General features: G+C 58.4%; 19 protein-coding genes. 9 read left to right on the forward strand and 10 right to left on the reverse strand.

Annotated features, from left to right (window positions below; genetic code table 11):
- Positions 1-261: 261 nt before the first annotated feature.
- Positions 262-1,083, forward strand: coding sequence for an alpha/beta fold hydrolase (locus tag J2Y91_RS07075; RefSeq protein ID WP_133622474.1), 822 nt, complete (start codon positions 262-264; stop codon positions 1,081-1,083).
- Between the two features lie 73 nt (positions 1,084-1,156).
- On the opposite strand, the gene J2Y91_RS07080 is transcribed toward J2Y91_RS07075, so the two are convergent.
- The 4 genes from J2Y91_RS07080 to J2Y91_RS07095 all read right to left on the reverse strand — a co-directional run bounded on the left by J2Y91_RS07080 (position 1,157) and on the right by J2Y91_RS07095 (position 5,020).
- Positions 1,157-2,056 carry an alpha/beta hydrolase gene (locus J2Y91_RS07080; RefSeq protein WP_166643143.1) on the reverse strand — a complete coding sequence of 300 codons (900 nt, stop codon included), beginning with the start codon at positions 2,054-2,056 and terminating at the stop codon, positions 1,157-1,159.
- A 188-nt stretch (positions 2,057-2,244) separates the two neighbouring features.
- Positions 2,245-3,168 carry a sugar ABC transporter substrate-binding protein gene (locus J2Y91_RS07085; RefSeq protein WP_133624989.1) on the reverse strand — a complete coding sequence of 308 codons (924 nt, stop codon included), beginning with the start codon at positions 3,166-3,168 and terminating at the stop codon, positions 2,245-2,247.
- 44 nt (positions 3,169-3,212) lie between these two features.
- Positions 3,213-3,995 (reverse strand): TIM barrel protein, encoded by a 783-nt coding sequence (locus J2Y91_RS07090; protein ID WP_133622473.1) that lies wholly within the window; start codon positions 3,993-3,995, stop codon positions 3,213-3,215.
- A gap of 2 nt (positions 3,996-3,997) precedes the next feature.
- Positions 3,998-5,020: a Gfo/Idh/MocA family oxidoreductase gene (locus J2Y91_RS07095; protein ID WP_133622472.1), complete on the reverse strand. Its 1,023-nt coding sequence runs from the start codon at positions 5,018-5,020 to the stop codon at positions 3,998-4,000.
- 188 nt (positions 5,021-5,208) lie between these two features.
- On the opposite strand from J2Y91_RS07095, the gene J2Y91_RS07100 reads away from it, so the two are divergent.
- Complete coding sequence (locus J2Y91_RS07100) at positions 5,209-7,182, forward strand: sigma-54-dependent Fis family transcriptional regulator (protein WP_133622471.1); 1,974 nt, start codon at positions 5,209-5,211, stop codon at positions 7,180-7,182.
- A gap of 160 nt (positions 7,183-7,342) precedes the next feature.
- Positions 7,343-8,014, forward strand: coding sequence for a TerC family protein (locus tag J2Y91_RS07105; RefSeq protein ID WP_048917795.1), 672 nt, complete (start codon positions 7,343-7,345; stop codon positions 8,012-8,014).
- A 132-nt stretch (positions 8,015-8,146) separates the two neighbouring features.
- Here J2Y91_RS07105 and J2Y91_RS07110 read toward each other — a convergent pair whose 3' ends face one another.
- From J2Y91_RS07110 to J2Y91_RS07120, 3 genes are all read right to left on the reverse strand, one after another.
- Positions 8,147-8,644 carry a TIGR00645 family protein gene (locus tag J2Y91_RS07110; protein WP_048917796.1) on the reverse strand — a complete coding sequence of 166 codons (498 nt, stop codon included), beginning with the start codon at positions 8,642-8,644 and terminating at the stop codon, positions 8,147-8,149.
- Positions 8,645-8,749: 105 nt separating this feature from the next.
- Positions 8,750-8,959: a hypothetical protein gene (locus J2Y91_RS07115; RefSeq protein ID WP_133622470.1), complete on the reverse strand. Its 210-nt coding sequence runs from the start codon at positions 8,957-8,959 to the stop codon at positions 8,750-8,752.
- Between the two features lie 13 nt (positions 8,960-8,972).
- Positions 8,973-9,305, reverse strand: a complete 333-nt coding sequence (locus J2Y91_RS07120) for a helix-turn-helix domain-containing protein (protein WP_048917798.1) — start codon at positions 9,303-9,305, stop codon at positions 8,973-8,975.
- A gap of 279 nt (positions 9,306-9,584) precedes the next feature.
- Between J2Y91_RS07120 and J2Y91_RS07125 the strand changes: the two genes are divergently transcribed.
- On the forward strand, positions 9,585-10,493 hold the full coding sequence (locus J2Y91_RS07125) for a LysR family transcriptional regulator (RefSeq protein ID WP_099753337.1): 909 nt from the start codon (positions 9,585-9,587) through the stop codon (positions 10,491-10,493).
- Here the strand turns inward: J2Y91_RS07125 and J2Y91_RS07130 are convergent.
- A complete protein-coding gene (locus tag J2Y91_RS07130; RefSeq protein ID WP_133622469.1) occupies positions 10,490-11,395 on the reverse strand; it encodes a siderophore-interacting protein in 906 nt (301 codons plus the stop codon). The two genes, J2Y91_RS07125 and J2Y91_RS07130, sit on opposite strands and share 4 nt — an antisense overlap.
- Positions 11,396-11,582: 187 nt before the next feature.
- Here J2Y91_RS07130 and J2Y91_RS07135 point away from each other — a divergent pair, with 187 nt between their 5' ends.
- The 3 genes from J2Y91_RS07135 to J2Y91_RS07145 all read left to right on the forward strand — a co-directional run bounded on the left by J2Y91_RS07135 (position 11,583) and on the right by J2Y91_RS07145 (position 16,900).
- Positions 11,583-12,710, forward strand: a complete 1,128-nt coding sequence (locus J2Y91_RS07135; protein ID WP_133622468.1) for a GNAT family N-acetyltransferase — start codon at positions 11,583-11,585, stop codon at positions 12,708-12,710.
- A 178-nt stretch (positions 12,711-12,888) separates the two neighbouring features.
- Positions 12,889-14,811, forward strand: a complete 1,923-nt coding sequence (locus J2Y91_RS07140) for a putative phage tail protein (RefSeq protein ID WP_133622467.1) — start codon at positions 12,889-12,891, stop codon at positions 14,809-14,811.
- Between the two features lie 280 nt (positions 14,812-15,091).
- Entirely contained in the window at positions 15,092-16,900 is a 1,809-nt protein-coding gene (locus J2Y91_RS07145) for a putative phage tail protein (RefSeq protein ID WP_166643142.1), read from the forward strand.
- A gap of 189 nt (positions 16,901-17,089) precedes the next feature.
- On the opposite strand, the gene J2Y91_RS07150 is transcribed toward J2Y91_RS07145, so the two are convergent.
- Positions 17,090-18,922, reverse strand: a complete 1,833-nt coding sequence (locus J2Y91_RS07150; RefSeq protein WP_048916875.1) for an ABC transporter ATP-binding protein — start codon at positions 18,920-18,922, stop codon at positions 17,090-17,092.
- Between the two features lie 191 nt (positions 18,923-19,113).
- Entirely contained in the window at positions 19,114-19,890 is a 777-nt protein-coding gene (locus J2Y91_RS07155; protein WP_133622466.1) for a DeoR/GlpR family DNA-binding transcription regulator, read from the reverse strand.
- A gap of 186 nt (positions 19,891-20,076) precedes the next feature.
- Here J2Y91_RS07155 and J2Y91_RS07160 point away from each other — a divergent pair, with 186 nt between their 5' ends.
- Entirely contained in the window at positions 20,077-21,099 is a 1,023-nt protein-coding gene (locus J2Y91_RS07160) for an SIS domain-containing protein (RefSeq protein ID WP_133622465.1), read from the forward strand.
- Positions 21,096-22,034, forward strand: a complete 939-nt coding sequence (locus J2Y91_RS07165; RefSeq protein ID WP_133622464.1) for an ROK family protein — start codon at positions 21,096-21,098, stop codon at positions 22,032-22,034. Before J2Y91_RS07160 ends, J2Y91_RS07165 begins: the two co-directional genes overlap by 4 nt.
- Positions 22,035-22,102: the final 68 nt, after the last annotated feature.

Below are 22,102 nucleotides of genomic sequence, written 5' to 3' on the forward strand. Positions count from 1 at the left end.
TCAATATTAGTCTATCGCGCGTGCCATATGTCACTTATGAGCTTTAAATGTATAAATAGATAAAAAAAAGGCCTTATACGAACGCATAAAGCCAGTAGTTAACTCCTGTGACCGCCGGGGCTTTGTGCACCAGCCTGTAGGCATAATTGGCGGCCATGCCGTGTGGCCGGCTGTGCTTCAAAATTGTTGCCTTGTCACTATACTTTTTAGGGGAGTCACGATAGCGACTACTTCACCACATTCACCCTTTGAGGAGTCAGAATGAGCACATTTAACACGGCTGACGGCACGCAAATTTATTTCAAAGACTGGGGCACGGGCCAGCCGGTCCTGTTCAGCCACGGCTGGCCGCTGGATGCCGATATGTGGGACAGCCAGATGAATTTCCTTGCCGAGCGCGGCTACCGCGTTATCGCCTTTGACCGCCGTGGCTTTGGCCGTTCGGATCAGCCGTGGAAAGGCTATGACTACGATACCTTTGCTTCGGATATCAACGACCTGATCACCCACCTCGACCTGCACGACGTCACGCTGGTCGGTTTCTCAATGGGCGGCGGCGACGTGTCGCGCTATATCGGCAACTACGGCAGCGAACGCATTGCCGCGCTGGTGCTGCTGGGGGCGGTCACGCCGATCTTCGGTAAAACCGCCGATCATCCGGAAGGGGTGGAAAAGGCCGTATTTGACGGTATTCGCGACGGGTTACGGCAGGATCGGGCGCAGTTTATCAAAGATTTCGCCACGCCGTTTTACGGCATTAATGCCGGGCAAACCGTCTCCGATGGCGTGCTAACGCAGACGCTGAATATCGCGCTGCTGGCCTCGTTGAAAGGCACCATCGACTGCGTGACCGCCTTTGCCGAGACCGATTTCCGCGCGGATATCGCAAAAGTGAACGTGCCGACGCTGGTGATCCACGGCAGCAACGACCAGATTGTGCCGTTCGAAGCCACCGGCAAGCTGGCCGCAGAGATGATCACAGGCGCCGAGCTGAAAGTGTATGACAACGCCCCGCACGGCTTCGCCGTTACCCACCAGGAGCAGTTGAATCAGGACCTGCTGGCGTTCCTGCAACAGATCTAATCTGACGTCACGGGGCGACCGGAAAAAAGGGTCGCCCCCTACGGGATTTGTAGGGGTTGACCCTCTTTTTCGGTCAACCCGCACGCGCCGCCAGCCACACCGCGTAGGCTTCATCCCAGATCGCCGCCGGAGTGCCCGCTTTACCCAAACCGAAACCGTGCCCGCCCTGTGAAATACGGATCATCTGCACCGGAACCCCGGCCTTGCGGCAGGTATCGTGCATGATCACGCTATTTTCCGGGTTCGAGGTGCGGTCATCCTCCGCCTGGGCGAGAAAAGTGGGGGGATAGGCGCGCGTAACGTAGTTTTGCACCGACCAGTTTGCTTCTTCCGCCGGGGACGGATTTTTGCCCACCATCGACAGATGCGTATTGGTATGGGTATAGGGCGGTTCGAGGGTGATCACCGGATAGATAAGCCCGACGCTGTCGACCTTCGGCACGATCTGGTCGAGGCTGTCCTGCGGCGCATAGGACGCGAAATCAGGCCGCGCGGCCGCCATGCCGAACAGATGCCCGCCGGCAGAAAAGCCGAGCAGATGCACGTGCGGCTCCATTGAGCGCACCAGGCGGATCGCACGCTGCGCATCCTGCAACGGTGCCAGATTACCGGCCTGCCAGTGTTCGCCGGGCAGCCGATAGCTCAGCACATAAGCAGTAAAGCCTTTGCTGGTGAGCCAGCGCGCCACCGGCCAGCCCTCGCGCCCCATGCCAATCCAGCGATAGCCGCCGCCCGCGGCAATCAGTACCGCTTTGCCATTGGGGTTCTCCGGCAGAAAGCGCTGGATCCCCGGGCTGACGATATTGGACCACGAGCCGTTAGCGGAAATACGCAATGCTCCGCTCGGACCGCCACCGCCCGGGGGTTCATCGGGCCACAGCGGATAGAAGTCCTGGCGGGCAAACAATTTATCGGTGCTCATGGCAAGCATAAACGCGCCACTCCCCAGCAATAACCGGCGGCGACTAATCATCGGGCATGTCCAGAATTCTCAACAGAAAACAGGGTAATGGATGTTGAGCGGCAAGCAGGCGCACTCAGTGGCGAAATAATATGCACTACGCCTAAAAATTGCTACAGGCGTCACACTTTTTTCAGCTGTTACGGGAAGAAAAAACGGAATGCGAGAGTTGCGGGTCCTGGGATCGGGACCCGCAGGCGTTACTTAACGTTTTTGGCACTAAACTCGGCGTAGTTTTCTTGCGTGACCACCTGATAGGGGATCCACATAAACTTATCGGCGTTTTTACCGTCCAGCACCTGCTTCGCCATCGTCACCGCCCCTTTGCCCTGCCCGGCGGCATCCTGGAATACGGTTAACGCCAGCTTGCCGCTCTTAATAAACTGCAGCGCATCCGGGGTGCCGTCGATACCGGCGACAAGAATATCTTTTTTACCGCTCTGGTTAAGCGCCATAATCGCGCCGATGGCCATTTCGTCGTTATTGGCGGCTATCGCGTCAATTTTATCGCCGGACAGCAGCCAGCTGGAGGTGACATCAACGGCTTCGTTACGCATCCACTGGGCGGACTGCTTTTCCACCACTTTCATCTCTTTGTATTTGGCAATGACCTCTTCGGTCGCCTTAGTACGCTGGCGCGCCTCTTCCGCCGACAGCGCGCCCATCAGAATTGCGACATTGCCCTTGTAGTTCATTCTTTTTGCCAGCGCTTCCATCTCCATGCGCCCGCCGAGCAGCGAGTCCGAGCCGACGTAGGCCATTTTACCGCTCAGTTCGACTTCCGGCTTGCGGTTGACGAAGATCAGCGGAATATTGGCGCGTTTTGCCGCGTCCATCATTGGCTTAACGCCCTGGGTATCCACCGGATTAAGGATAATCGCGTCCACGCCCTGGTTGATGAAGTTTTCGACCTGCTGCACCTGCACGGCCACATCGCCTTTGGCATCCTCAAACTGCCCCTGAATCTGCTCTTTCTCCATCTCTTTCGCCATCTGGGTACGCAGGATGGAGATAAAGTTAAGGTCAAAGTTGGCCAGCGCCACGCCGATACGCAGATCTTTCGCCTGGGTAGCAGGGGCGACGGCAAGCGCCAGAATCAACAATCCGCTCTTTTTTATATTCATCATATAACTCCTGTAGCTAGAGGTAAGTTATTATTTTTTATGCATTAACCGACATCAAAGTGAGCTTTAAAACGTGCCAGGGCCTCTTCACTCTCCCCGGATGCCCATCCCTCCAGCGCAATCACCCCCCGATAGTTCATCGCCCGTAGCGCTTTGGCGATGGCACGATAGTTAATCTCGCCGCTGCCCGGCTCACAGCGCCCCGGCACGTCCGCCACCTGAATTTCGCCAATGGAGTGGCCGCTGCGCTGTATCAGCGCGATCAGATTGCCTTCGCCGATCTGCGCGTGATACAGGTCGAGATTCATCTTCAGATACGGGCTGTTGACCGCTTCCACCAGCGCCAGCGTGTCGGCGGCGCGGGCAAACGGCGTGCCCGGGTGGTCGACGGCAAGATTGAGGTTCTCCAGCGTGAACACCCTGCCCGCTTTCTCGCCGAGTGCCGCCAGCTTCTCCAGCGTGCGCACCGCTTTTACCCACATCTCCCCGGTCACCACCGCCACCGGCTTGACCGGCAGGCCCCGGTTATCCAGCCCGGTGCCGTGCAGGTTGAGGCTCGGGCAGTTGAGCCGCGCCGCCACCGCCAGCGACGCTTCAGCGCTGCTCAGCAGTGCCTCGATCTCTGCATCGTCCGTCAGGTTGCCCGTCAGGTAACCGGTCATCGAGGTAAAGGTCGCGCCCGTTGCCGCCAGCGCGTCAATGTCTTTGTTGTTCCAGTGCCAGATCTCCACGGCGAAACCCAGCTGGTGAATGCGCTGCACGCGTTCAATAAACGGCAAATTAAGAAAAACCATTTCGGCCGAAACTGACAGACGATAATCCGCCATTGTCATACCCCTCTTAGCTGCACAGGTTTACCCTGCTGGACTGAAGCGATGCAGGCCAGCGCCACTTGCAGCGCGTTACGCGCGTCTTCACCGCTGGCACGCGGGGTCTCACCCGTGGCGGCACAGCGCACAAACTCGGTCAGCTCGGCGATATAGGCCTCGGCCAGCAGGTCGGTATCCTGGCGCGAGGTGTCGATGGAGATCCCCGCGGCGCCGTAGCGCACGCAGTTATTCACGTTGATATTGCCCATCTGCAGCATGCCGCTGCTGCCGAACACCTCGGCGCGTACGTCATAGCCGTAAACCGCCTGGAAGCTGGCGTCGGCCACCGCGATGGCCCCGTTATCAAAGCGGATGGTGACCACGGAGGTATCCAGCAGCCCCTTATCTTTAAAATCCGGGCGCACCAGCGCGTCGGCGATGGCGTAAACTTCCACCGCTTTCGCGCCGGGGTTGCAGTGCAGCAGCATGTCAAAATCGTGGATCAGCGTTTCCAGATAAATGGTCCAGGGCGGGATGCCGCTGGGGTCGCGCAGCGGGGCCGGGTCGCGGGTCAGCGAGCGGATCAGCTGCGGGGAGCCGATATCTCCGGCCTTGATCTCGGCCAGCGCCGCAGCAAATCCGCGGGCAAAACGGCGGTTAAAGCCGACCTGCAGCACCACACCTGCCTGTTTTGCCGCATTGATGCCGTGGTCAGCCTCTTCCAGCGTGATAGCCATCGGCTTTTCGCAGAACACATGTTTACCGGCGCGCGCTGCCGCCGCGACCAGCTGCGCGTGGGTCCGTGCCGGAGTGGCAATCAGAACCGCATCAATCTCCGGGTCGTCGAGCATCGCCTGCGGTTCACTGTAATACTTGCCCGCGCCAAGCTGCTCTGCCAGGCGTTGAGCCGCCCCCGTAACCGGGTCCGCCACCGCCGCCAGTACCGCTCCCGGCACCTTCTGCGCCAGCGAAGCGGCATGGAAGCTCCCCATGCGCCCGGCGCCAATTAATCCCACTCGTACGCTGTTATCTGTTGCTGACATCGTGATTTCCCTCTGGTTGATTCGCCTGCTGATGCGGCTTTAACAGACATAAGCAAACGCTATGCCAGAGTGCAGAGTCCCGCGCTGCGCGCGTTTCTCTGTCTGCCTCGCTCACAGAATGAACATAAAAAAAACATGTCAACTTTACATGTCGATAAAATGGACATTCCAATAGCGGGGAGAACACGATGAATCGACCAGAACTCGCCGGCGTCATTCAGGCTGAATATGATGGCAAGATGAGCCTGCCGGAAGGAAAGGAGGCCAGCCGCTGGGACAGCCTGCTGGAGCAGGCATGGCAGGATTTTAATCACGGTGAGCAGCCGGAATTCCTGCGCCCTGAGGTGCTGCGCTCCTGGCAGAGCAGCCGCGCCGCTGGAATTCATCCCGCGCACTTCGCCTACCGCTCTCCCCCGGAGGCGAAGCTGAAGCAGATCCTGGCGGAGAACGGGGAACTGATCGCGGTGGCGGGCAGCATTATGGAAAATCTGCTGGCGTATAACCCGGACGGCCACATTAATCTGACCGATGCGCAGGGCGTGACGCTCTCCTGCTGCGGGCGCGATCTCACCCCGGTCGGCAGCATCCTGCGCGAGTCTGAGCTTGGCACTAACTGCACCGGCCGCTGCCTGGAGCAGCAGCGGTTGGTCTATCTGCTGAGCGGCGAAAACTGGAAAATCGCCCTGCGCGAGCGCCATCTGCAGTGCGCCGCCGCCCCGATCCGCGATGCCGAAGGCCGCATGATCGGAGTGCTGACGCTGACCGCCAGCCAGGATAACTTTCACTATCACACCCTCGGCACCGTGCAGGCCGCCGCCGAAGCGGTTGGACAGCAGCTGATCCTGCGCGCGCTGCTGGCGGAGCAGAAGTCGATCCTCGAAACGCTTAACGAAGGGGTGATCGTGCTGGATCGGCGCGGGACGATCAAAACCATTAACCGCTATGCGCGCCAGATCTTCCACCGCGGGGTGCGCGCCGGGCAGCCGGTGGATGAGGTGCTTAACCCGGAGAACGCCCGCCTCGCCAGCATGACCTTCTGCAATGACCGCGAGGTGGTGTTTGTGCCGGCAGACAATCAGCGCGTCTCCTGCCTGGTGTCGGTGATGCCTGCACCGGGCGGCGGCAGGGTGATCGCCCTGCGGGAGAACCAGCGCATCCGGGCAATTACCCGCCGGGTGATGGGCACCAGCGCCAGCTACACCTTCGAGATGCTGTGCGGCAGCGCCCCGGCGCTACAGGCGGCGATGGATAAAGCGCGCAGCTGCTGCCGCAGCGACAGCACGGTACTGCTGACCGGCGAAAGCGGCACCGGCAAAGAGCTGTTTGCTCAGGCTATCCACAACGACAGCCCGCGCAGCGGTGAGTCGTTCATCGCCGTTAACTGCGGCGCGCTGCCGCGGGACCTGGTGCAGAGCGAGCTGTTTGGCTATGCCGACGGTGCATTTACCGGCTCGCGCCGCGGCGGTGCCGCCGGCAAGTTTGAACTGGCGGAGGGCGGGACGCTGTTCCTCGATGAGATTGGCGATATGCCGCTGGAGGCTCAGACCAGCCTGCTGCGCGTGCTGCAGGAGAGTGAAGTGGTGCGCATCGGCGCGTCGCAGCCGATCGGGGTCAACGTGCGTATTATTGCCGCCACCAACTGCAACCTGATCAACGCGGTGGAGAGCGGCGCGTTCCGCCGCGACCTTTACTATCGGCTGAATGTGATTTCGATTGCGATCCCGGCCCTGCGCGAGCGCAGCAGCGATATTCCGGCGCTGACCGAGTGGTTCCGCGAGAAGGTCTGCACCCAGCTGAAAAAGGTCAACGTGCAGTTCACCGCCGGGGCGATGGACGCCCTGACCCGCTACGACTGGCCAGGCAACGTGCGCGAGCTGGAAAATATTGTTGAGCGGGTGATCAATATGAACAATGGGCTGTTTATTGACGTGCAGGACCTGCCGGATGAGGTGACGCAGCGCGCGCAGCCGGGCAGTGCCAGCCGTCATGAACCGCAGCCGGCGGCCAGGCTCGACGCCCACGAGCGGGCGCATATCATCACCATGCTCGACTCGCTGAACGGCAACCTGCGCCAGGCGGCTCAGTTAATGGGGCTGTCACGTGCCGGATTATATAATAAACTCAAGAAGTACCAGATTAGCGCCGATGAGTTCCGCCGCTGACCTTTATCATACCCAAAATAATTCAGGTTGCAGGAAGGCGGCAAAGCTGTGAGTCCCCAGGAGCATAGATAGCTATGTGACTGGGGTGAACGGCTGTAGCCAACGCACCTGCAGCTTGAAGTATGAAGGGTATATTTCCCTGTAAATTGACTGAGTGCTTATGTGGTTTGAACATTTCGATATTGCCATCATCCTGCTGCAAATCGTGCTAATTGACCTGCTGCTGGGCGGCGATAATGCCGTGGTGATTGCCATGGCCTGCCGCAAGCTGCCGCCGCAGATGCAAAAGAAGGCGATTATCCTCGGCACGCTGGGGGCGATTGTTGCCAGGGTGATTCTGCTAGTGATTGCCGTGCAGCTGCTGGCGGTGCCGTGGCTGAAGATTGTCGGCGCGCTGCTGCTGCTGTGGATTGGCTTTAAGCTGGTGGCGAACGAAGAAGAGGAAGCGCACGTCGCCAGCGACAGCCGCCTGTGGAAAACCGTGCTGACCATTACCATGGCCGATGTGGTGATGTCGCTGGATAACGTGCTGGCGGTGGCCGCAGCGGGTAAGGGCAATGTCTGGCTGGTGTCGTTCGGCGTGCTGATCAGCATCCCGATTATCGTGATGGGCAGTAAGCTGGTGCTGACGCTGCTGGGGCGCTTCCCGTTTATCGTCATCGTCGGCGGCGCGCTGATTGGCTGGATAGCCGGCACCATGCTGGTGAGTGACCCGGCGGCGCTACGCTATACTGCGGCTATCCCTTATATCCACTGGATTGCCGGTGCGGTGGGCGCCCTGCTGGTTGTGGCGTTCGGCGCCGTCAGCAACCGACGCCGGGCAATGTCGTAGGGGGCGACCCGTGCCGATGGTTGGCACTGTGCTAGCGGGCTGACCGAAACAGAGGGTCAGCCCCTACAAATGCCAGGGCAACCCGTGCCGATCCCAAATGCCGGGGCGACCGGTGCCGATCGGCGAATAGCGTTAAATTTTCTCTTTGCGCGACATACTGTCCAGGTAACCCATCACAAACGCCGACAGCACGAAGGTCAGGTGGATAATCACATACCACATCAGCTTGTTATCCGGGATATTCTTCGCATCCATAAACACCCGCAGCAGGTGAATGGATGAGATCGCCACAATCGAGGCCGCCACTTTGTTCTTCAGCGAGCCGGAGTCCATCTTGCCCAGCCAGTTAAGCTTCTCTTTGTGCTCGCCAATATCCAGCTTCGAGACAAAGTTCTCATAGCCGGACAGCATCACCATCACCAGCAGGCCGCCGACCAGCGTCATGTCGATCATCGAAAGCAGCACCAGCACCATGTCATTTTCCGACATCTCCAGCACGTGCGGCAGCAGGTGGAACAGCTCCTGGAAAAACTTAATGGCGAGCGCCACCAATCCCAGCGACAGCCCGAGGTAAATCGGTGCCAGCAGCCAGCGCGCAGAGTAAATCAGGTTTTCGACGAAACGTTCCATAGCATCCAGTTCGCAATTCAACAGGGCGCACAGTATAGCCGATGCAGTATGAACTTTTTCAAGACGCGCGCTGATAAACAGCGGAATTTAAGCGATTTTACGTTCTCAGGAGCGTGACTCCTGCCCTTCCTGCACGTCGTCAGGGGGCAGCAGGTCGTTAATCGGGCGCATCACCTTTTGCAGCTGGCGCTCGTAGCTGAAAGGCGTGTCGGCCTGGGTGCTGGCCGCTGAGTGGTTGATCCCTTCGGCGGCCTGAGCGGTGGCACAAGCGCTGAACAGCGCGACGACGATGGCTGATTTAACAAGCTGTTGCATGATTTTCCCGAACTTAATGGTACTGACGGTGCTGGATACGGTAATCGCGCGGGGTCACGTTGAAGTGCTTTTTAAACACCCGCTGGAAACACTGCTGGGATGAGAAACCGAGATCCATCGAAATGGTCATAATGCTTTTGGTCGAGCTGACCAGACACTGCGCGGCCTGGTCGAGGCGGCGGCTGCGAATAAACGTCGCCAGGGTAATGCCTTTCTGCTCTTTAAATGCCCGCTGCAAATGCCACTTTGAGTAGCCAGATTTCGCCGCGACCGCCTCAATGTTGAGGCCCTCTTCCAGGTGATCGTCAATCCAGTCAACGATGACGTCGACAATTTCATGTTTCATTATGGATACTCCGCGATGATAGGCGACAGAAAGCGCCCACTCCTGCCTTACCCCTCATACTTCAAGCCGCAGGTGCGTTGGCTACAGCCGCCTGCCTGCACGCGAATTGTTTTGGGTAAAACGGAACAACAAGTTAGTTATTTTATTGATTTAGATAGTTTTTATAGCGATATGAAAAAAATGAAAGAACATATCAAATAATTATGGAAGGGATATTAGGTGAAGGATTAAAATAGTTCAAATAGATAATATGAATCTCCAATTATAGGATTCAACTATATGTCAGCCATGATGGATCTCAACCTGGTGCGGGTGTTTATCGCCATCTTTGAAACGCAAAGCGTCAGCGCCGCCGCTAACAGACTGTTTATCACCCAGCCCTCGGCCAGCTACGCGCTAGCCCGGCTGCGGGATGAAACGGGAAATGAGCTGTTTAAGCGCAGCCGCAAGGGGATGCTGCCCACCCCGGTCGCCAGCCAGCTCTATGCGGTATTTAAGAAGTCGCTAAGCGGGATAGAAAAAGCGGTGGCGGATACCCGTAGCTTCACCCCGGAAACATCTTTTCACAAATTCACCCTCGCGCTGTCCGATCTCGGGGAGCTGCTGCTGCTGCCACGGCTGGTAAAGCACCTGCGTGAAATTGCGCCCAACGTGCGCCTTGAAGTGATCCCCGTCGAGATGCGTAAGCTGGATGAGTGGCTGCTAACCGGGAAAATCGACGCGGCGCTGTGCAGCCGCAACGAGACGATTTCGCTGGCGCAGCGCGACCGCATTATGGATGAGCGCTATGTCTGCCTGCTCAACACGGCGCATCCGCGCATCGGCAACACGCTCTCCCTGCAGCGCTATCTGGAAGAACAGCACATTATCGTGTCAACCATCAGCGGGCATTACATGGTGGAGGAGCGCATCCGCGAGTACGGTTTTGAACGCAAAATCGCGCTGGAAGTGCCGCATTTTGCGGCGTTAGGCGAAGTGATTGCCGCCACCGAGCTGCTGGTGACGCTGCCGACCAGCGCGGCGAAGATTTACGTCGCGCGCGGCAACGGGCGCATTATCGAGCTGCCGTTTGAGCTGCCAAATCTGGAAGTTTACCTGTATGGCCATACCGAGATTGGCGATATCACCGCCAAAACCTGGTTCTACGACCTGCTGAAAAACGTCAGCCCGCAGCTGATGGTGCGTTAATCGTGGCGCATCGGGCCACGGCTCCAGTAAGCCATAAAGCTAATGCACTCCGGTGACAGGCCGCGTTCGCCAATCAGATAGCGACGCAGCTGCTTAACGGCGCTGGATTCGGCGGCCACCCAGCCGTGGAAGCGCTTGTCGCCGCTGTCGGCGCGATCCCAGAGGATATCGCCATCCTGCTCCTCATGCAGTTCGCCGCGCACCAGCGCACTTTCCGGCAGCTTAACCTGCTGCTTTACCGCGCTCAGCAGCGCTTCGCCGTGCGATGCCCCACTCTCTTCACGCGGCAGCCAGTGGACCTCGGCAAACCGATAGTGGCTGAGATCGACGCAGTCGCCGCGTTTCGGCATTTCAAGGAACAGCTGCAGCTGCGGCGGGTTCTGCCACCCGGCAAGCTGTTCGAGGATCGCCCTGGCCGCCGGCAGCGCGGTTTCATCCGCCACCACCAGCGCGCGCTCCACCTCCGGATGCGGGTCCCACTCATAGCCGCCGCTGCTGGTTGGACAAGCGCGGTTGGGCGCCACCAATTGCAGCGCCGCGCCCGGCTCGGCGTTTAGCGCCCAGGCAGACGCCGGGCCTTCGGTGCCGTGCATCACAAACTCCACCTCAACTTCACCCGCCCCGGCATTGAGGTGACGAAGGGTGTAGGTACGGGCAATCGGGCGCGTCTCCTGCGGCATCGCGCGCACTTTTTCCCACCAGGTCTTCTCGCCCTCATCGGTCAGCGTGGCAGGCGTGCCGTTGATCGACGGGAACAGCAGCTTGATGCGCTGGTCCGGCGCGTCCAACTTCATCTGGCGCACCTCGTCACCGCTGAACACACAGCGCAGCATCGAAGGAGAGAGTACCTGCTTGCGTGCCAGTACTACATTGAACAAGCGATAACCCTGAACATCCGCCATAAATCCGCCCTTAAACCGGTAAGCCGTGCGCGGCACAGCGCGCATAAGTTGCCCAAGAATAGCAAAGCCAAATGATAATGAGAATGAGTATGAGGTTCTTTACATGCAGCAGAAGCAGAGAAGCGATTGATCCGCGCAGGAAAAAGCGTCAGTTTAGGGGTTTGAGTTCTGCACGCGGAGTACGCCGATGTCCCTGACCCTTCTGACGCAGCTGGCCGATATCCCGGCCAGTCAGTGGGATGCCCTGACCCCGAATGCCCAGCCGTTTATGCGCCACGCCTTTTTATCGGCGCTGGAGGAGAGCGGCTCGGTCAGCCGTGCCACGGGATGGCAGCCGCAGCATCTGCTGTGGTGCGAGGGGGATAAGGTGCTGGCGGCGATGCCCGGCTATGCCAAAACCCATTCGATGGGCGAATACGTCTTCGACCACGCGTGGGCCGAAGCCAGCCAGCGGGCGCGTATTCCTTATTATCCCAAGTGGCTGTCGGCGGTGCCGTTCAGCCCGGTCAGCGGCGCGCGCCTGCTGGGGAATGAGCACGCGGGCGCCCTTCTGCTGCAGGCGCTGCCGCAGTTTCTTGAACAGCAGGCGCTGTTCAGCGCGCATATCAACTTTAGCGATGCGCGCGTGCATCAGCATTTAGCCGGTGATGAACGCTGGCTGCCGCGCCTGGGCTGCCAGTACCACTGGCACAACCGCGGTTTTCGCGACTTTCAGGACTTCCTCGATCTGCTGACCTCACGCAAGCGCAAACAGCTGCGCAAAGAGCGCGAGCTGGTCGCCAGCCAGGGCGTGGAGTTTGCCTGGTATGAGGGCGCGCAGCTGAGCGAGGCGCAGTGGGATTTTATCTACGACTGCTACGCCAACACCTACCTCGTACGCGGTCGCCAGCCCTATCTCACGCGGCTGTTCTTCAGCCTGCTGGCGCAAAGCATGCCCGCGGCCATCCGCGTCATCATTGCCAGCCAGCACGGCGACCCGGTGGCGATGGCCTTCAGCCTGGTGGATGGCGATACCTTCTACGGCCGCTACTGGGGCTGTCTGGAGGAGTTCAACCGCCTGCACTTTGAAACCTGCTTCTGGCAGGGGATGGAGTACGCCATCGCCCACGGTTTGCAGCGCTTTGATGCCGGGGCGCAGGGCGAGCATAAGCTGATCCGCGGGTTTGAACCGGTCCTGACCGAGTCGTGGCATCGGCTGCGCCACCCCGGCCTGCACGATGCGGTAGCCGACTTTCTTCAGCAGGAGCGCGACGGCGTGCGCGCCTGGGCGGAAGAAGCGCGTTCAGCGCTGCCGTGGCGTCAGTCCCTGGCGTAAATAGAATCGTACTAAGGATAATCTGGTAATATTTTTTGCAGAATAAGAATAACGCCAGACTGGTGTCTTATTCTGCTGATTTATTTTATTAACGCTGGCCCTGCCATGATGCAAAAAACTTCCCGGAATATACTTTAGTGGATTGTATCCATTCACGTTATATTCACTGGGAAATAAGATGCCAGCTAAAAAACCTGCCAGTCCTGCCAGTAATGAAGCCGTCACTGCTGCCACCAGCGGAAACAGTCTGAAGGTTTATGACACCAGCGGCAAAGCGATAGAGTTTGGCAAAGTGGTGATGGAACTCACTTCAGCCACCGGCGGCAATAGTGCCGTCACCACCTGCCGCACCGTGGCCGACCTGCGCCAGACCGAACCTACCGCCGTCGGTGAGCTCGCGGTGGTTCTGGAGTACAGCGAAAATCATAAAATGGGCGGCGGGGTGTTTGTTTATGATATCAGCGATACCACCACGCCCGATGATAACGGCGTGAATTTCGTCACGGCCAAAGGGGCGCGCTGGAAGCGTGCACTGACCGATCACAACGCCCTGACCGTGGTGGATTTTGGCGCGCTGGCGGACGGTAAAACTGACTGTATCGATGCTGTAAAATATATGTGGGCCTGGTCAAAAAAATATAACCCGGAAATCGGCATTAAATTCCCTGCCGGGAAATTTATGATGTCAAAATTCGATATTTCTGACGTCACCCCGGAAACGCCTAAATTCCGCGTATCGGGCCAGACCGTGACCTTTGGCTATCTGCCTGCCACCACGCTGCTGTCAGATAGAAAAGATGGCGAGGTGATGTTTAAGGTTAAAGCGCGCTATACCGAGATCTCCAGCCTGATTATCGACGGCGAAAATAACAAAGCTAAAAATACTAAGGGGTTCTATCAGAATATCGTCGAAGCCGGCCAGTTCGTCCGCGTCTCCTGCGTGATGTTCTATAACATGGGCGGCAAATCCATCAGCATGCTCGACACGCTCGACTGTAAGATCGACCAGTGGTACGCCCGCGACTGCTATGACTCGGTGATCCACGCCACCTGGTCTGATAATCCCCAGGGGAAATGGGATCACATCACTGCCATTGAGCTGACCAACTTCAATATTCAGCGCAGTAAAGAAAAACCGGCGATCGACCTGCAGCGCTCCGGGCAGTCATTTATCTGGAATGGCTGGATTGAGCACTCGGACGATCCGGGCACCATTGCCAACGGCCACTGGACGATTAACGGGCTGAACATTGAAACCTGTAAAGCGCCGCTGAAGTGCCATTACAGCCGCATTATCAACCTGCAGCACAATGAACAAAATAATAAGGATGCCGAGGGCAAGGCCTTCACCGCTATGGATTTTTCTCAGAGCGGAGATCGTTGGGAGGCAATATCGCTCTATGAGCAGGGTGATGTGCGTATTGAAAACCACGGCGTCAGAATTAACGGCTCGCTGAATTATCAGTATCTGACCTCGCCCGACCGGATGTTTAACAGCGGCAACGATGAGAAATGGTTTTATGTCGGCGAGCTGCTGCTGACGCAAAACTCCTTCCAGGCGCATCTGCGCGTCATCGGCTCTGCCACCTTTACCAAGCAGGATGTCCCGCAGCTTGGCTTCAGTGAAAACACCGCCGAGGGCGCTGCGGATATCTTTATCCAAAAGGTCACGCGCGGGTTTATCTCCAGCTGGTCCGGTCAGGGAGCCAGCCCGGTGAAGCGGGTGATGTTGCAGGCGGGCAGCAGCAGCTCGCACACGAAGCTGTATGTGAAGCTGGCCAAGCTCTCTAACGTGGTCGCTCTGTTGGATACCAACGCCAACGACCGCTATACCGGTGGCGTGCACTTTATGTTTAACAAAGGCTACCGCGCCGCCACCCCGGAGGAGAGCGCCACGCTGGAAGCGGCGCTGACCGACACCAATGTCTATCACCAGCACTGGGTGGGTAATAACAGCGTGGGCTTTGGTTTTAATCATGACAACGAGCTGCTGCTGCAGGGCAAGACGCTGGCGAGCACCCAGACGGGTACGGCTAATAAGGTGCTGAAGGTCTACGTTAACGGCGTGGCTTACGGCCTTGAGCTGAAACCGTTGATATAGACGGATAAATCGTAGGGGTCGGGCATGCCCGATCCCTTTTCACTCTACTCCAACCCTTCCCGGCAGTCCCTGCTATGAGCAGAATCGTACTAAGGTTATTCTGGTAAATATTCCAGCCCCAACAAAAATAATGAAACACAACAGTCTCATTTTAAGACATAAGGCAAATATACAGATTTTACCACTGCATTAACCCTGGCCCTGACGTATCGGTGACATTTTCTACGAATATACTTTAAAGGTTTTTACCTGTTCACCTTCCACTTTGCCGGGGTACCTTATGTCAGAGAATACGACCCGCTCTAACGATACGAATGGCACCATTCCTACCTCTATCATCACCTGTAAAACCATGGAAGATCTGCGCACCACTGAGCCCACCGATATGGGCCAGATGGCGATGGTACTGGAGTATAAACAAGGCTATAAAATGGGCGGCGGGCTGTTTGTTTACGATATGGTTGATACCACCACCCCGCACGATCACGGCGTCAATATTAAGACGCCGAAGGGAAAAATCTGGAAGCGCGTACTCACCGATCACAACGAAGTGACCGTAGTCCATTTCGGCGCGCTGGCGGATGGTAAGACCGACTGTAAACAGGCGGTAGAGTGGATGTGGGCTTGGTCGAAGCGCGTCAACCCGACCCTCGGCATCAAATTCCCAGCCGGCAAGTTTATGCTGTCGAAATTCGATATCTCTGCCGCAGAGGTACCAAAGTTTCGCGTGGCGGGCGAACACGTAAACTTCGGTTATTACCCCTCCACTGAATTAGTCTCAGATAAAAAAGATGACGTGATGTTTACCGTCAAAGCGCGCTATATGGAAGTCTCCAGCCTGATTATCGACGGCGAAAGTAAAGACGGCGCACGTAACACCAAAGGCTTCTTTAAAAACATTATTCCCGGCGGCCAGTTTGTGCGCGTCACCAGCGTGATGTTTTACAACATGGGCGGCCGCTCGCTCGATCTGGTCGACACCCTCGACTGTAAAATCGACCAGTGGTACGCCCGCGACTGTACCGGCACCGTGGTTTACGGCCACTGGTCCGGGCAGGTGCAGGGCAAATGGGACCATATCACCGCCATTGAGCTGTGCAACTTCAATATCCAGCGCAGCACCGGCCCGAATCCCGCCATCGATCTGCAGCGTGCCGGGCAGTCGGCAATCTATAACGGCTGGATCGAGCACACCGAATATCCCGGTAATATCTCCTACGGCCAGTGGAGCATCGAAGCTTTTAACCTGGAGACGTGCCCGAACCCGATGCGCTGCTACCGCGCGCGCATCGTCAATCAGCAGTTCAACGTGCAGGCAGGCAAGGGCTTCGATTTTGACGATGCCACCGGTATCGAAGAGTGGCCGGAGATGTCCGTTTATGAGCAGGGTCATGTCGACATTGAAAACCACGGAATTAAAATCACCGGCTCGCTAAATTACGATTATCTCACCACGCCGGGCACCGAGCGTATGGATAACCGCAGTGACAAGGAGAAGTGGTTCTACGTTGGGGAGCTGTTCTTCTCCCATAACACCACCCAGGCACGCATTCGTATTATCGGCTCGGCGTTTTACAGCGCGATGCCTACCACCCAGATTGACGCCACGGAACGCACCGCCGAAGGGGCAGCCGATATCTTCCTGCAAAAAACCGGGGATAAAAGCTACATTGCCACCTGGTCCGGTCAGGGCTCCTGCCCGGTGACGCGCGTGCTGTTACAGCCCGGAACCTCGGGTGAAAAAACTAAGCTGTTCGTCAAGATTGCGGTGTATACCGGGTTCTGTAGCGCCATTCTGGAGACCAACTCCCTCGACCGCTTCAGCGCCGGGGTACACTTTATGTTTGATAAAGCCTATCGTGCCGCAACTGCCGAAGAGATTGCGCTGCTGGATGCCGCACCGGACACGGCGTTCCACCAGCACTGGCAGGGCCGCCCGGCAGTGGGCTACGGCTTTAATAACGACAATGAGCTGCTGATGCGCGGCAAGGTGCTGAATAATGACCAGTTTAATGCATCGACTAAGCATCTGAAGGTCTACGTCAACGGCGTGGCTTACGGGCTGGAACTGAAACCTTACAAAGGCTGATGGCCAGGGGCGAGGCATGCCTCGCCCCTACCGGTTGAATAAACATCGTAGGGGTCAGGCATGCCTGACCCGCGGTGACGGTATCAATCCGATGCTACAGCACCTTCGCCACGAAACGCCGGGTGCGTGGGCGAGGCATGCCTCGCCCCTACGGGCTGATGTGCGGGTCGAGTGTAAAAAGGTTGCTCCTTACTCCTCGCCGACAAATCCGCCGGTCTGGTGCCGCCACAGGCGCGCATACAGGCCACCTTTCGCCAGCAGCTCGCTGTGGCTGCCGATCTCAACAATCCGTCCCTGCTCCAGCACCACCAGCCTGTCCATACGGGCAATGGTCGACAGACGGTGGGCAATGGCGATCACCGTTTTACCGCCCATCAGCGTTTCCAAGCTCTCCTGAATCGCCGCTTCCACTTCGGAATCCAGCGCCGAGGTAGCCTCATCCATAATCAGGATCGGTGCATCCTTCAGCAGCACGCGTGCGATGGCGATACGCTGTCGCTGGCCGCCGGAGAGCTTCACGCCGCGCTCGCCAACGTGCGCGTCCAGCCCGGTGCGCCCCAGCGAATCCGACAGCAGCGGAATAAATTCGTCGGCTTTCGCCTGATGGATCGCCTGCATCAGCTCCTGCTGGGTCGCATTTGGGCGGCCGTACAGCAGGTTGTCGCGAATGGAGCGGTGCAGCAGCGAGGTATCCTGGGTGATCATGCCGATCTGCGCGCGCAGGCTCTCCTGGCTGACGTCGGCAATATTCTGGCCGTCAATCACAATGCGCCCGCCGTTGAGGTCATACAGGCGCAGCAGCAGGTTGACCAGCGTCGACTTCCCGGCGCCGGATGGGCCAATCAGACCGATTTTCTCACCGGGGCGAATGGTCAGCTGCAGATCATCAATCACCCGGCGCTCGCCGCCGTAGTTAAAGCGGATAGCGTCAAAGTGGATCTCGCCCTGATTGACCTTGAGCGCCGCGGCGTTGGCTTTATCGCGCACCTTGACCGGCTGCGCGATGGTCGACAGCCCGTCCTGCACCATGCCGATATTCTCGAAGATGCCGTTCACCACCCACATAATCCAGCCGGACATATTGACGATGCGGATCACCAGCCCGGTCGCCAGCGCAATCGCCCCGACGCTAAGCAGCGACTGCGTCCACAGCCACAGCGCCAGCCCGGTGGTACTGACGATCAGCAGGCCGTTCAGCGTGGTGATCACCACGTCCATATTGGTCACCATGCGTCCCTGGCTGCGGGTTTTCATCGTCTGGTCGTCAATCGCCTCGCGCGCGTGCTGGCGCTCCAGGTCGCTGTGGGCGAACAGCTTTAGCGTGGTGATATTGGTGTAGCCGTCGACGATGCAGCCCATCAGGCGCGAGCGCGAATCACTCGACGCCACCGAGCGCGCTTTAACGCGCGGCACAAAATAGCGCAGACACAGAACGTAGCCGATAATCCAGATAATCAGCGGAATCGTCAGCCGCCAGTCGGCTTCGGCAAACAGCACCAGCGTGGTGACGGCGTAGATCACCACGTGCCACAGAGCATCCACCGCCTGCACTGCCGAATCGCGCAGCGCGTTACCGGTCTGCATAATGCGCTGGGCGATGCGCCCGGCGAAGTCACTCTGGAAGAAGTTGAGGCTCTGACGCAGCACGTAGTTATGATGCTGCCAGCGGATCATACTGGTCATGCCGGGGTTGATGGTCTGGTGTACCAGCAGGTCGTGCAGGCCGATAAACAGCGGGCGGAAGATGAGGGCCACCACCACCATCCACAGCAGCTCGCCGCCGTGGTCGCTGAAGAAGGTGGCTGCCGGTCCGGCATTGACCAGGTCGATAATGCGGCTGAGGTAGCGGAACAGCGCCACTTCAATCAGTGACGCCACCAGGCCAATCACCAGCAGCAGCGCGAAGCTTTGCCACACCTGGCGCAGATAAAAGCGATAGAACGCCCACAGACTATCCGGCGGCGTGTCGGCGGGGGCATCCCTGAAGATGTCGATCATCCTTTCAAAACGGCGATACAGCATAAAGCAGGCTCACTTATACGGCAGAAAACCTTCAGCTTAGTGCATTCCTGTGACGCGGGTCGACCGGAACAAATGGTCGACCCCTACGATTCGTGGCAACTTCAGCATCAATACGCGCTGACCGGACCAAATTGTCGCCCCCTACCGTTCGTGGCAACCTCGCCTTTGTAGGGGCTGACCCTCTTTTTCGGTCAGCCCTCTGTCGACGCCACCACCACTAAACGCTCGCCGTACTTCGCCCGATGCTTCAGCGCCGGGGAGGCCTCGGTAATAATCATCTCGATATCCGACAGCGGGCAGACGTGCGCCAGTGCGCGATAGCCCATTTTGCTGCTGTCGACCAGCACCACGGTCTTTTCCGCCGCCTGGATCATCGCCTTCTTCACCGGGATTTCGACGGTGTTGATATTGGTCACGCCACTGTCGAAATGCACCCCTTCGGCGCCGAGGAACGCCCAGTCAACGTGCAGGCTGTTGATCTTATCCACCGTCTCCTGGCCGATCAGCGTATAGACGTTGTTCAGCATCATGCCGCCGGCGACGTGAATGGTGATGCCCGGGCAGGAACTGAGCGCCACCGCCGTCAGCACATCATTGGTCACTACCGTCAGGTTGCGTTTATCGCGCAGCGCCAGCGCCAGCTCGTATACGCTGGAGCCATTATCCAGAATCAGCGACTGGCCGTCGCGCACCAGGCTGGCGGCATGGCGGGCTATCGCCACCTTCGCCGGGTTGTTCATCTGGTGACGCACGCTCCACGGGGTATCGAGATTGCTTTCCGCAACCGCCATCGACGGCAGCAGCCCGCCGTGGGTGCGCATCACCTGGCCGGTCTTCTCCAGCTGCGCGAGGTCGCGGCGGATGGTGGAGCTGTCAACGCCAAACTGCTCCGACAGCTCGGCGGCGTTCAGATAACCTTTTTCCCTGATCATCTCAACAATCTGTAATCGTCTTTGTGACGCGCTCATGTGTCCTTCCCGTTACGATAATTGCACGCTTTCATGCACATACTGTACGAACAATGCGCAAATGTCAGTATAGCAGACAAATTTACGGCAAAAAAATAAGCAATTGCGCGAAAATTGCACATTGACTGCACGAATTCGTGCAGCTATGTTTAATTCATCAGCAACATTAACGGGGAGTGAGTATCAATGACCGCAACAGTGCTCAGCGAATACGAAAAAGATATTGAGCAGCAGGTTGATGCGCTGCGCGATCAGCTGGCCAGCCAGCTGCCTGCGCAGCTCAACAGCCTGGATCTGAATAGCTACGATCGTATCGTTCTGGCGGGCATGGGATCCTCGGATTATGCGCTGATCCCCGTCGAGCGCGAACTGATCGCGCGCGGTTACCCGGTGTGGCGCATTGACGCCGGGCGGCTGCTGGATATGCCGCAGCTGGTCACCGCCGACAGCCTGCTGTGGGTAACCTCACAGTCGGGGATGAGCGGTGAAGTGGTGGCGCTGCTGGAGAACGTCAGCGCAGCGAAAACGCTGATTGGCGTGACCAACGATGCCGCCAGCGCCCTGGCGCAAAAAGCCGATGTGCAGGTGCTGCTGCACAGCGGGCCGGAGGCCACCGTCAGCGCCAAAAGTTATCTCAATACGCTGGTCGCCAGCTACCGCGTGCTGTACGCCCTGACCGGGCGCGACGAAAAAGATCTGCTGGCCGCGGTGCAGGCTGTTTTGCCCGCTATCGCCCACATTATCGGCCAGCGTGACGGGGTGCAGCAGCTGAGTGATGCTCTGCTGAAAGATGACAACCCGCGCGTGGCGATGGTCGGCATCGGTGCCGATGCGGCCACCGCGCTGACCGGCGCGCTGATCACCAAAGAAGCGTCCAAAGTGGCGGCAGAGGGCTTTATCGGCGGGCAGTTCCGCCACGGCCCGATGGAAACCTCGGGCGCCGGTATGCTGGCCCTGCTGTTTGGTGACGGCAGCGACAGCACGCTGAATACTCTGGCGGCTGACCTGCGCCAGAACGGCACGCTGGTGACCAGCGTCGGGCCGGTAGCCTATGGCGACAGCGTGCATCTGCCCACCCCCGCTGAACCGCTGCCGCGCTTACTCTGTGCAATGCTGTGGGTCCAGCATCTGACCGTCACGCTGGCGCGTGGCAACGGTCGGGTGCCGGGTGAGTTCCTCTACGGCCAGAAAATAACGGTAAAAATATGACAACTTCTGACGCGACTTCTCTCAAAGCAGGCATTGATATCGGCGGTACCGGTACGCGCATTATTATGCTGGCCGGAAAGCGTGAAATCGCGTCAGAAACCGTACCGACCGCATGGTTCGCCACCCTGCCCGCCTGGCAACGCGCCGGAGCGCTGGCGGATAAAGTGCGCCAGCTGGTGCCGGCGGGCCAGCGTATAGCCAGCCTCGGCATTGGCGCCAGCGGCCCGGTGAATATGCGTACTGAAGTGATTGAAAATCAGGATACGCTGGCCTGCTTCTCCGGCTTTCCGCTGGTGGCCCAGCTGCGCGAGCTGCTCGCGGTTCAGGTCGCCATTGATAACGATGCGGTAGCGGCGGCGCTCGGCGAGTTTCATCTCGGCGCCGGCCAGGGCAGCGGGCGCATGTTAATGGTGACGCTCGGCACCGGCATTGGCGTGGCGATGCTGGAGGGCGGAACGCCGTTTCGCAACGTCGACGGCAGCCACCCGGAAGCCGGCCATATCCCGGTATCGGACGATCCGGTCGTCTGCTACTGCGGCCTGCAGGGCTGCTGGGAAATGCTGGCCTCGCGCGGCTGGCTGCAGCAGGCACTGACGGCGGCACTCCCCGATCTGCGCTGGGACGCCACCCTCAGTGAGCGCATCGCCACGCTGTGCGCGGAGAACGCGCGCGTCAGCGGCATTCTGTATCAGTACGGTCAGATTGTGGGCCGCGGGTTAAATACCCTGCTGGCGCTGTACGGCCCGGATGTCACGGTGCTCAGCGGCAGCGCAGCCACGCTGTTTCCGCATTTTCAGGGAGGAATGGAGAAAGCGCTGGCGCGCGCCAGTGGTTATGCGGTTAACAAGCATATTATTCCATCTTCTCTGGGCGATGCGGCGGGCGCGCTCGGGGCGGCGATACTGCCAACACTTAGGGGAACCCGCCAACCATAATAAGCAAGACCTATAAGACACACTGATAATTAAGTATTTTAATTGAGTTATTTACGATAATAATAAAT

The organism is Erwinia aphidicola (assembly GCF_024169515.1).
Lineage (GTDB): Bacteria > Pseudomonadota > Gammaproteobacteria > Enterobacterales > Enterobacteriaceae > Erwinia > Erwinia aphidicola.

Bases quoted from the DNA above. Each gene is read 5' to 3' on its own strand.
- J2Y91_RS07075 (WP_133622474.1), top strand. From the start codon at position 262: ATGAGCACATTTAACACGGCTGACGGCACGCAAATTTATTTCAAAGAC.
- J2Y91_RS07080 (WP_166643143.1), bottom strand. From the start codon at position 2,056: ATGATTAGTCGCCGCCGGTTATTGCTGGGGAGTGGCGCGTTTATGCTT.
- J2Y91_RS07085 (WP_133624989.1), bottom strand. From the start codon at position 3,168: ATGAATATAAAAAAGAGCGGATTGTTGATTCTGGCGCTTGCCGTCGCC.
- J2Y91_RS07090 (WP_133622473.1), bottom strand. From the start codon at position 3,995: ATGGCGGATTATCGTCTGTCAGTTTCGGCCGAAATGGTTTTTCTTAAT.
- J2Y91_RS07095 (WP_133622472.1), bottom strand. From the start codon at position 5,020: ATGTCAGCAACAGATAACAGCGTACGAGTGGGATTAATTGGCGCCGGG.
- J2Y91_RS07100 (WP_133622471.1), top strand. From the start codon at position 5,209: ATGAATCGACCAGAACTCGCCGGCGTCATTCAGGCTGAATATGATGGC.
- J2Y91_RS07105 (WP_048917795.1), top strand. From the start codon at position 7,343: ATGTGGTTTGAACATTTCGATATTGCCATCATCCTGCTGCAAATCGTG.
- J2Y91_RS07110 (WP_048917796.1), bottom strand. From the start codon at position 8,644: ATGGAACGTTTCGTCGAAAACCTGATTTACTCTGCGCGCTGGCTGCTG.
- J2Y91_RS07115 (WP_133622470.1), bottom strand. From the start codon at position 8,959: ATGCAACAGCTTGTTAAATCAGCCATCGTCGTCGCGCTGTTCAGCGCT.
- J2Y91_RS07120 (WP_048917798.1), bottom strand. From the start codon at position 9,305: ATGAAACATGAAATTGTCGACGTCATCGTTGACTGGATTGACGATCAC.
- J2Y91_RS07125 (WP_099753337.1), top strand. From the start codon at position 9,585: ATGTCAGCCATGATGGATCTCAACCTGGTGCGGGTGTTTATCGCCATC.
- J2Y91_RS07130 (WP_133622469.1), bottom strand. From the start codon at position 11,395: ATGGCGGATGTTCAGGGTTATCGCTTGTTCAATGTAGTACTGGCACGC.
- J2Y91_RS07135 (WP_133622468.1), top strand. From the start codon at position 11,583: ATGTCCCTGACCCTTCTGACGCAGCTGGCCGATATCCCGGCCAGTCAG.
- J2Y91_RS07140 (WP_133622467.1), top strand. From the start codon at position 12,889: ATGCCAGCTAAAAAACCTGCCAGTCCTGCCAGTAATGAAGCCGTCACT.
- J2Y91_RS07145 (WP_166643142.1), top strand. From the start codon at position 15,092: ATGTCAGAGAATACGACCCGCTCTAACGATACGAATGGCACCATTCCT.
- J2Y91_RS07150 (WP_048916875.1), bottom strand. From the start codon at position 18,922: ATGCTGTATCGCCGTTTTGAAAGGATGATCGACATCTTCAGGGATGCC.
- J2Y91_RS07155 (WP_133622466.1), bottom strand. From the start codon at position 19,890: ATGAGCGCGTCACAAAGACGATTACAGATTGTTGAGATGATCAGGGAA.
- J2Y91_RS07160 (WP_133622465.1), top strand. From the start codon at position 20,077: ATGACCGCAACAGTGCTCAGCGAATACGAAAAAGATATTGAGCAGCAG.
- J2Y91_RS07165 (WP_133622464.1), top strand. From the start codon at position 21,096: ATGACAACTTCTGACGCGACTTCTCTCAAAGCAGGCATTGATATCGGC.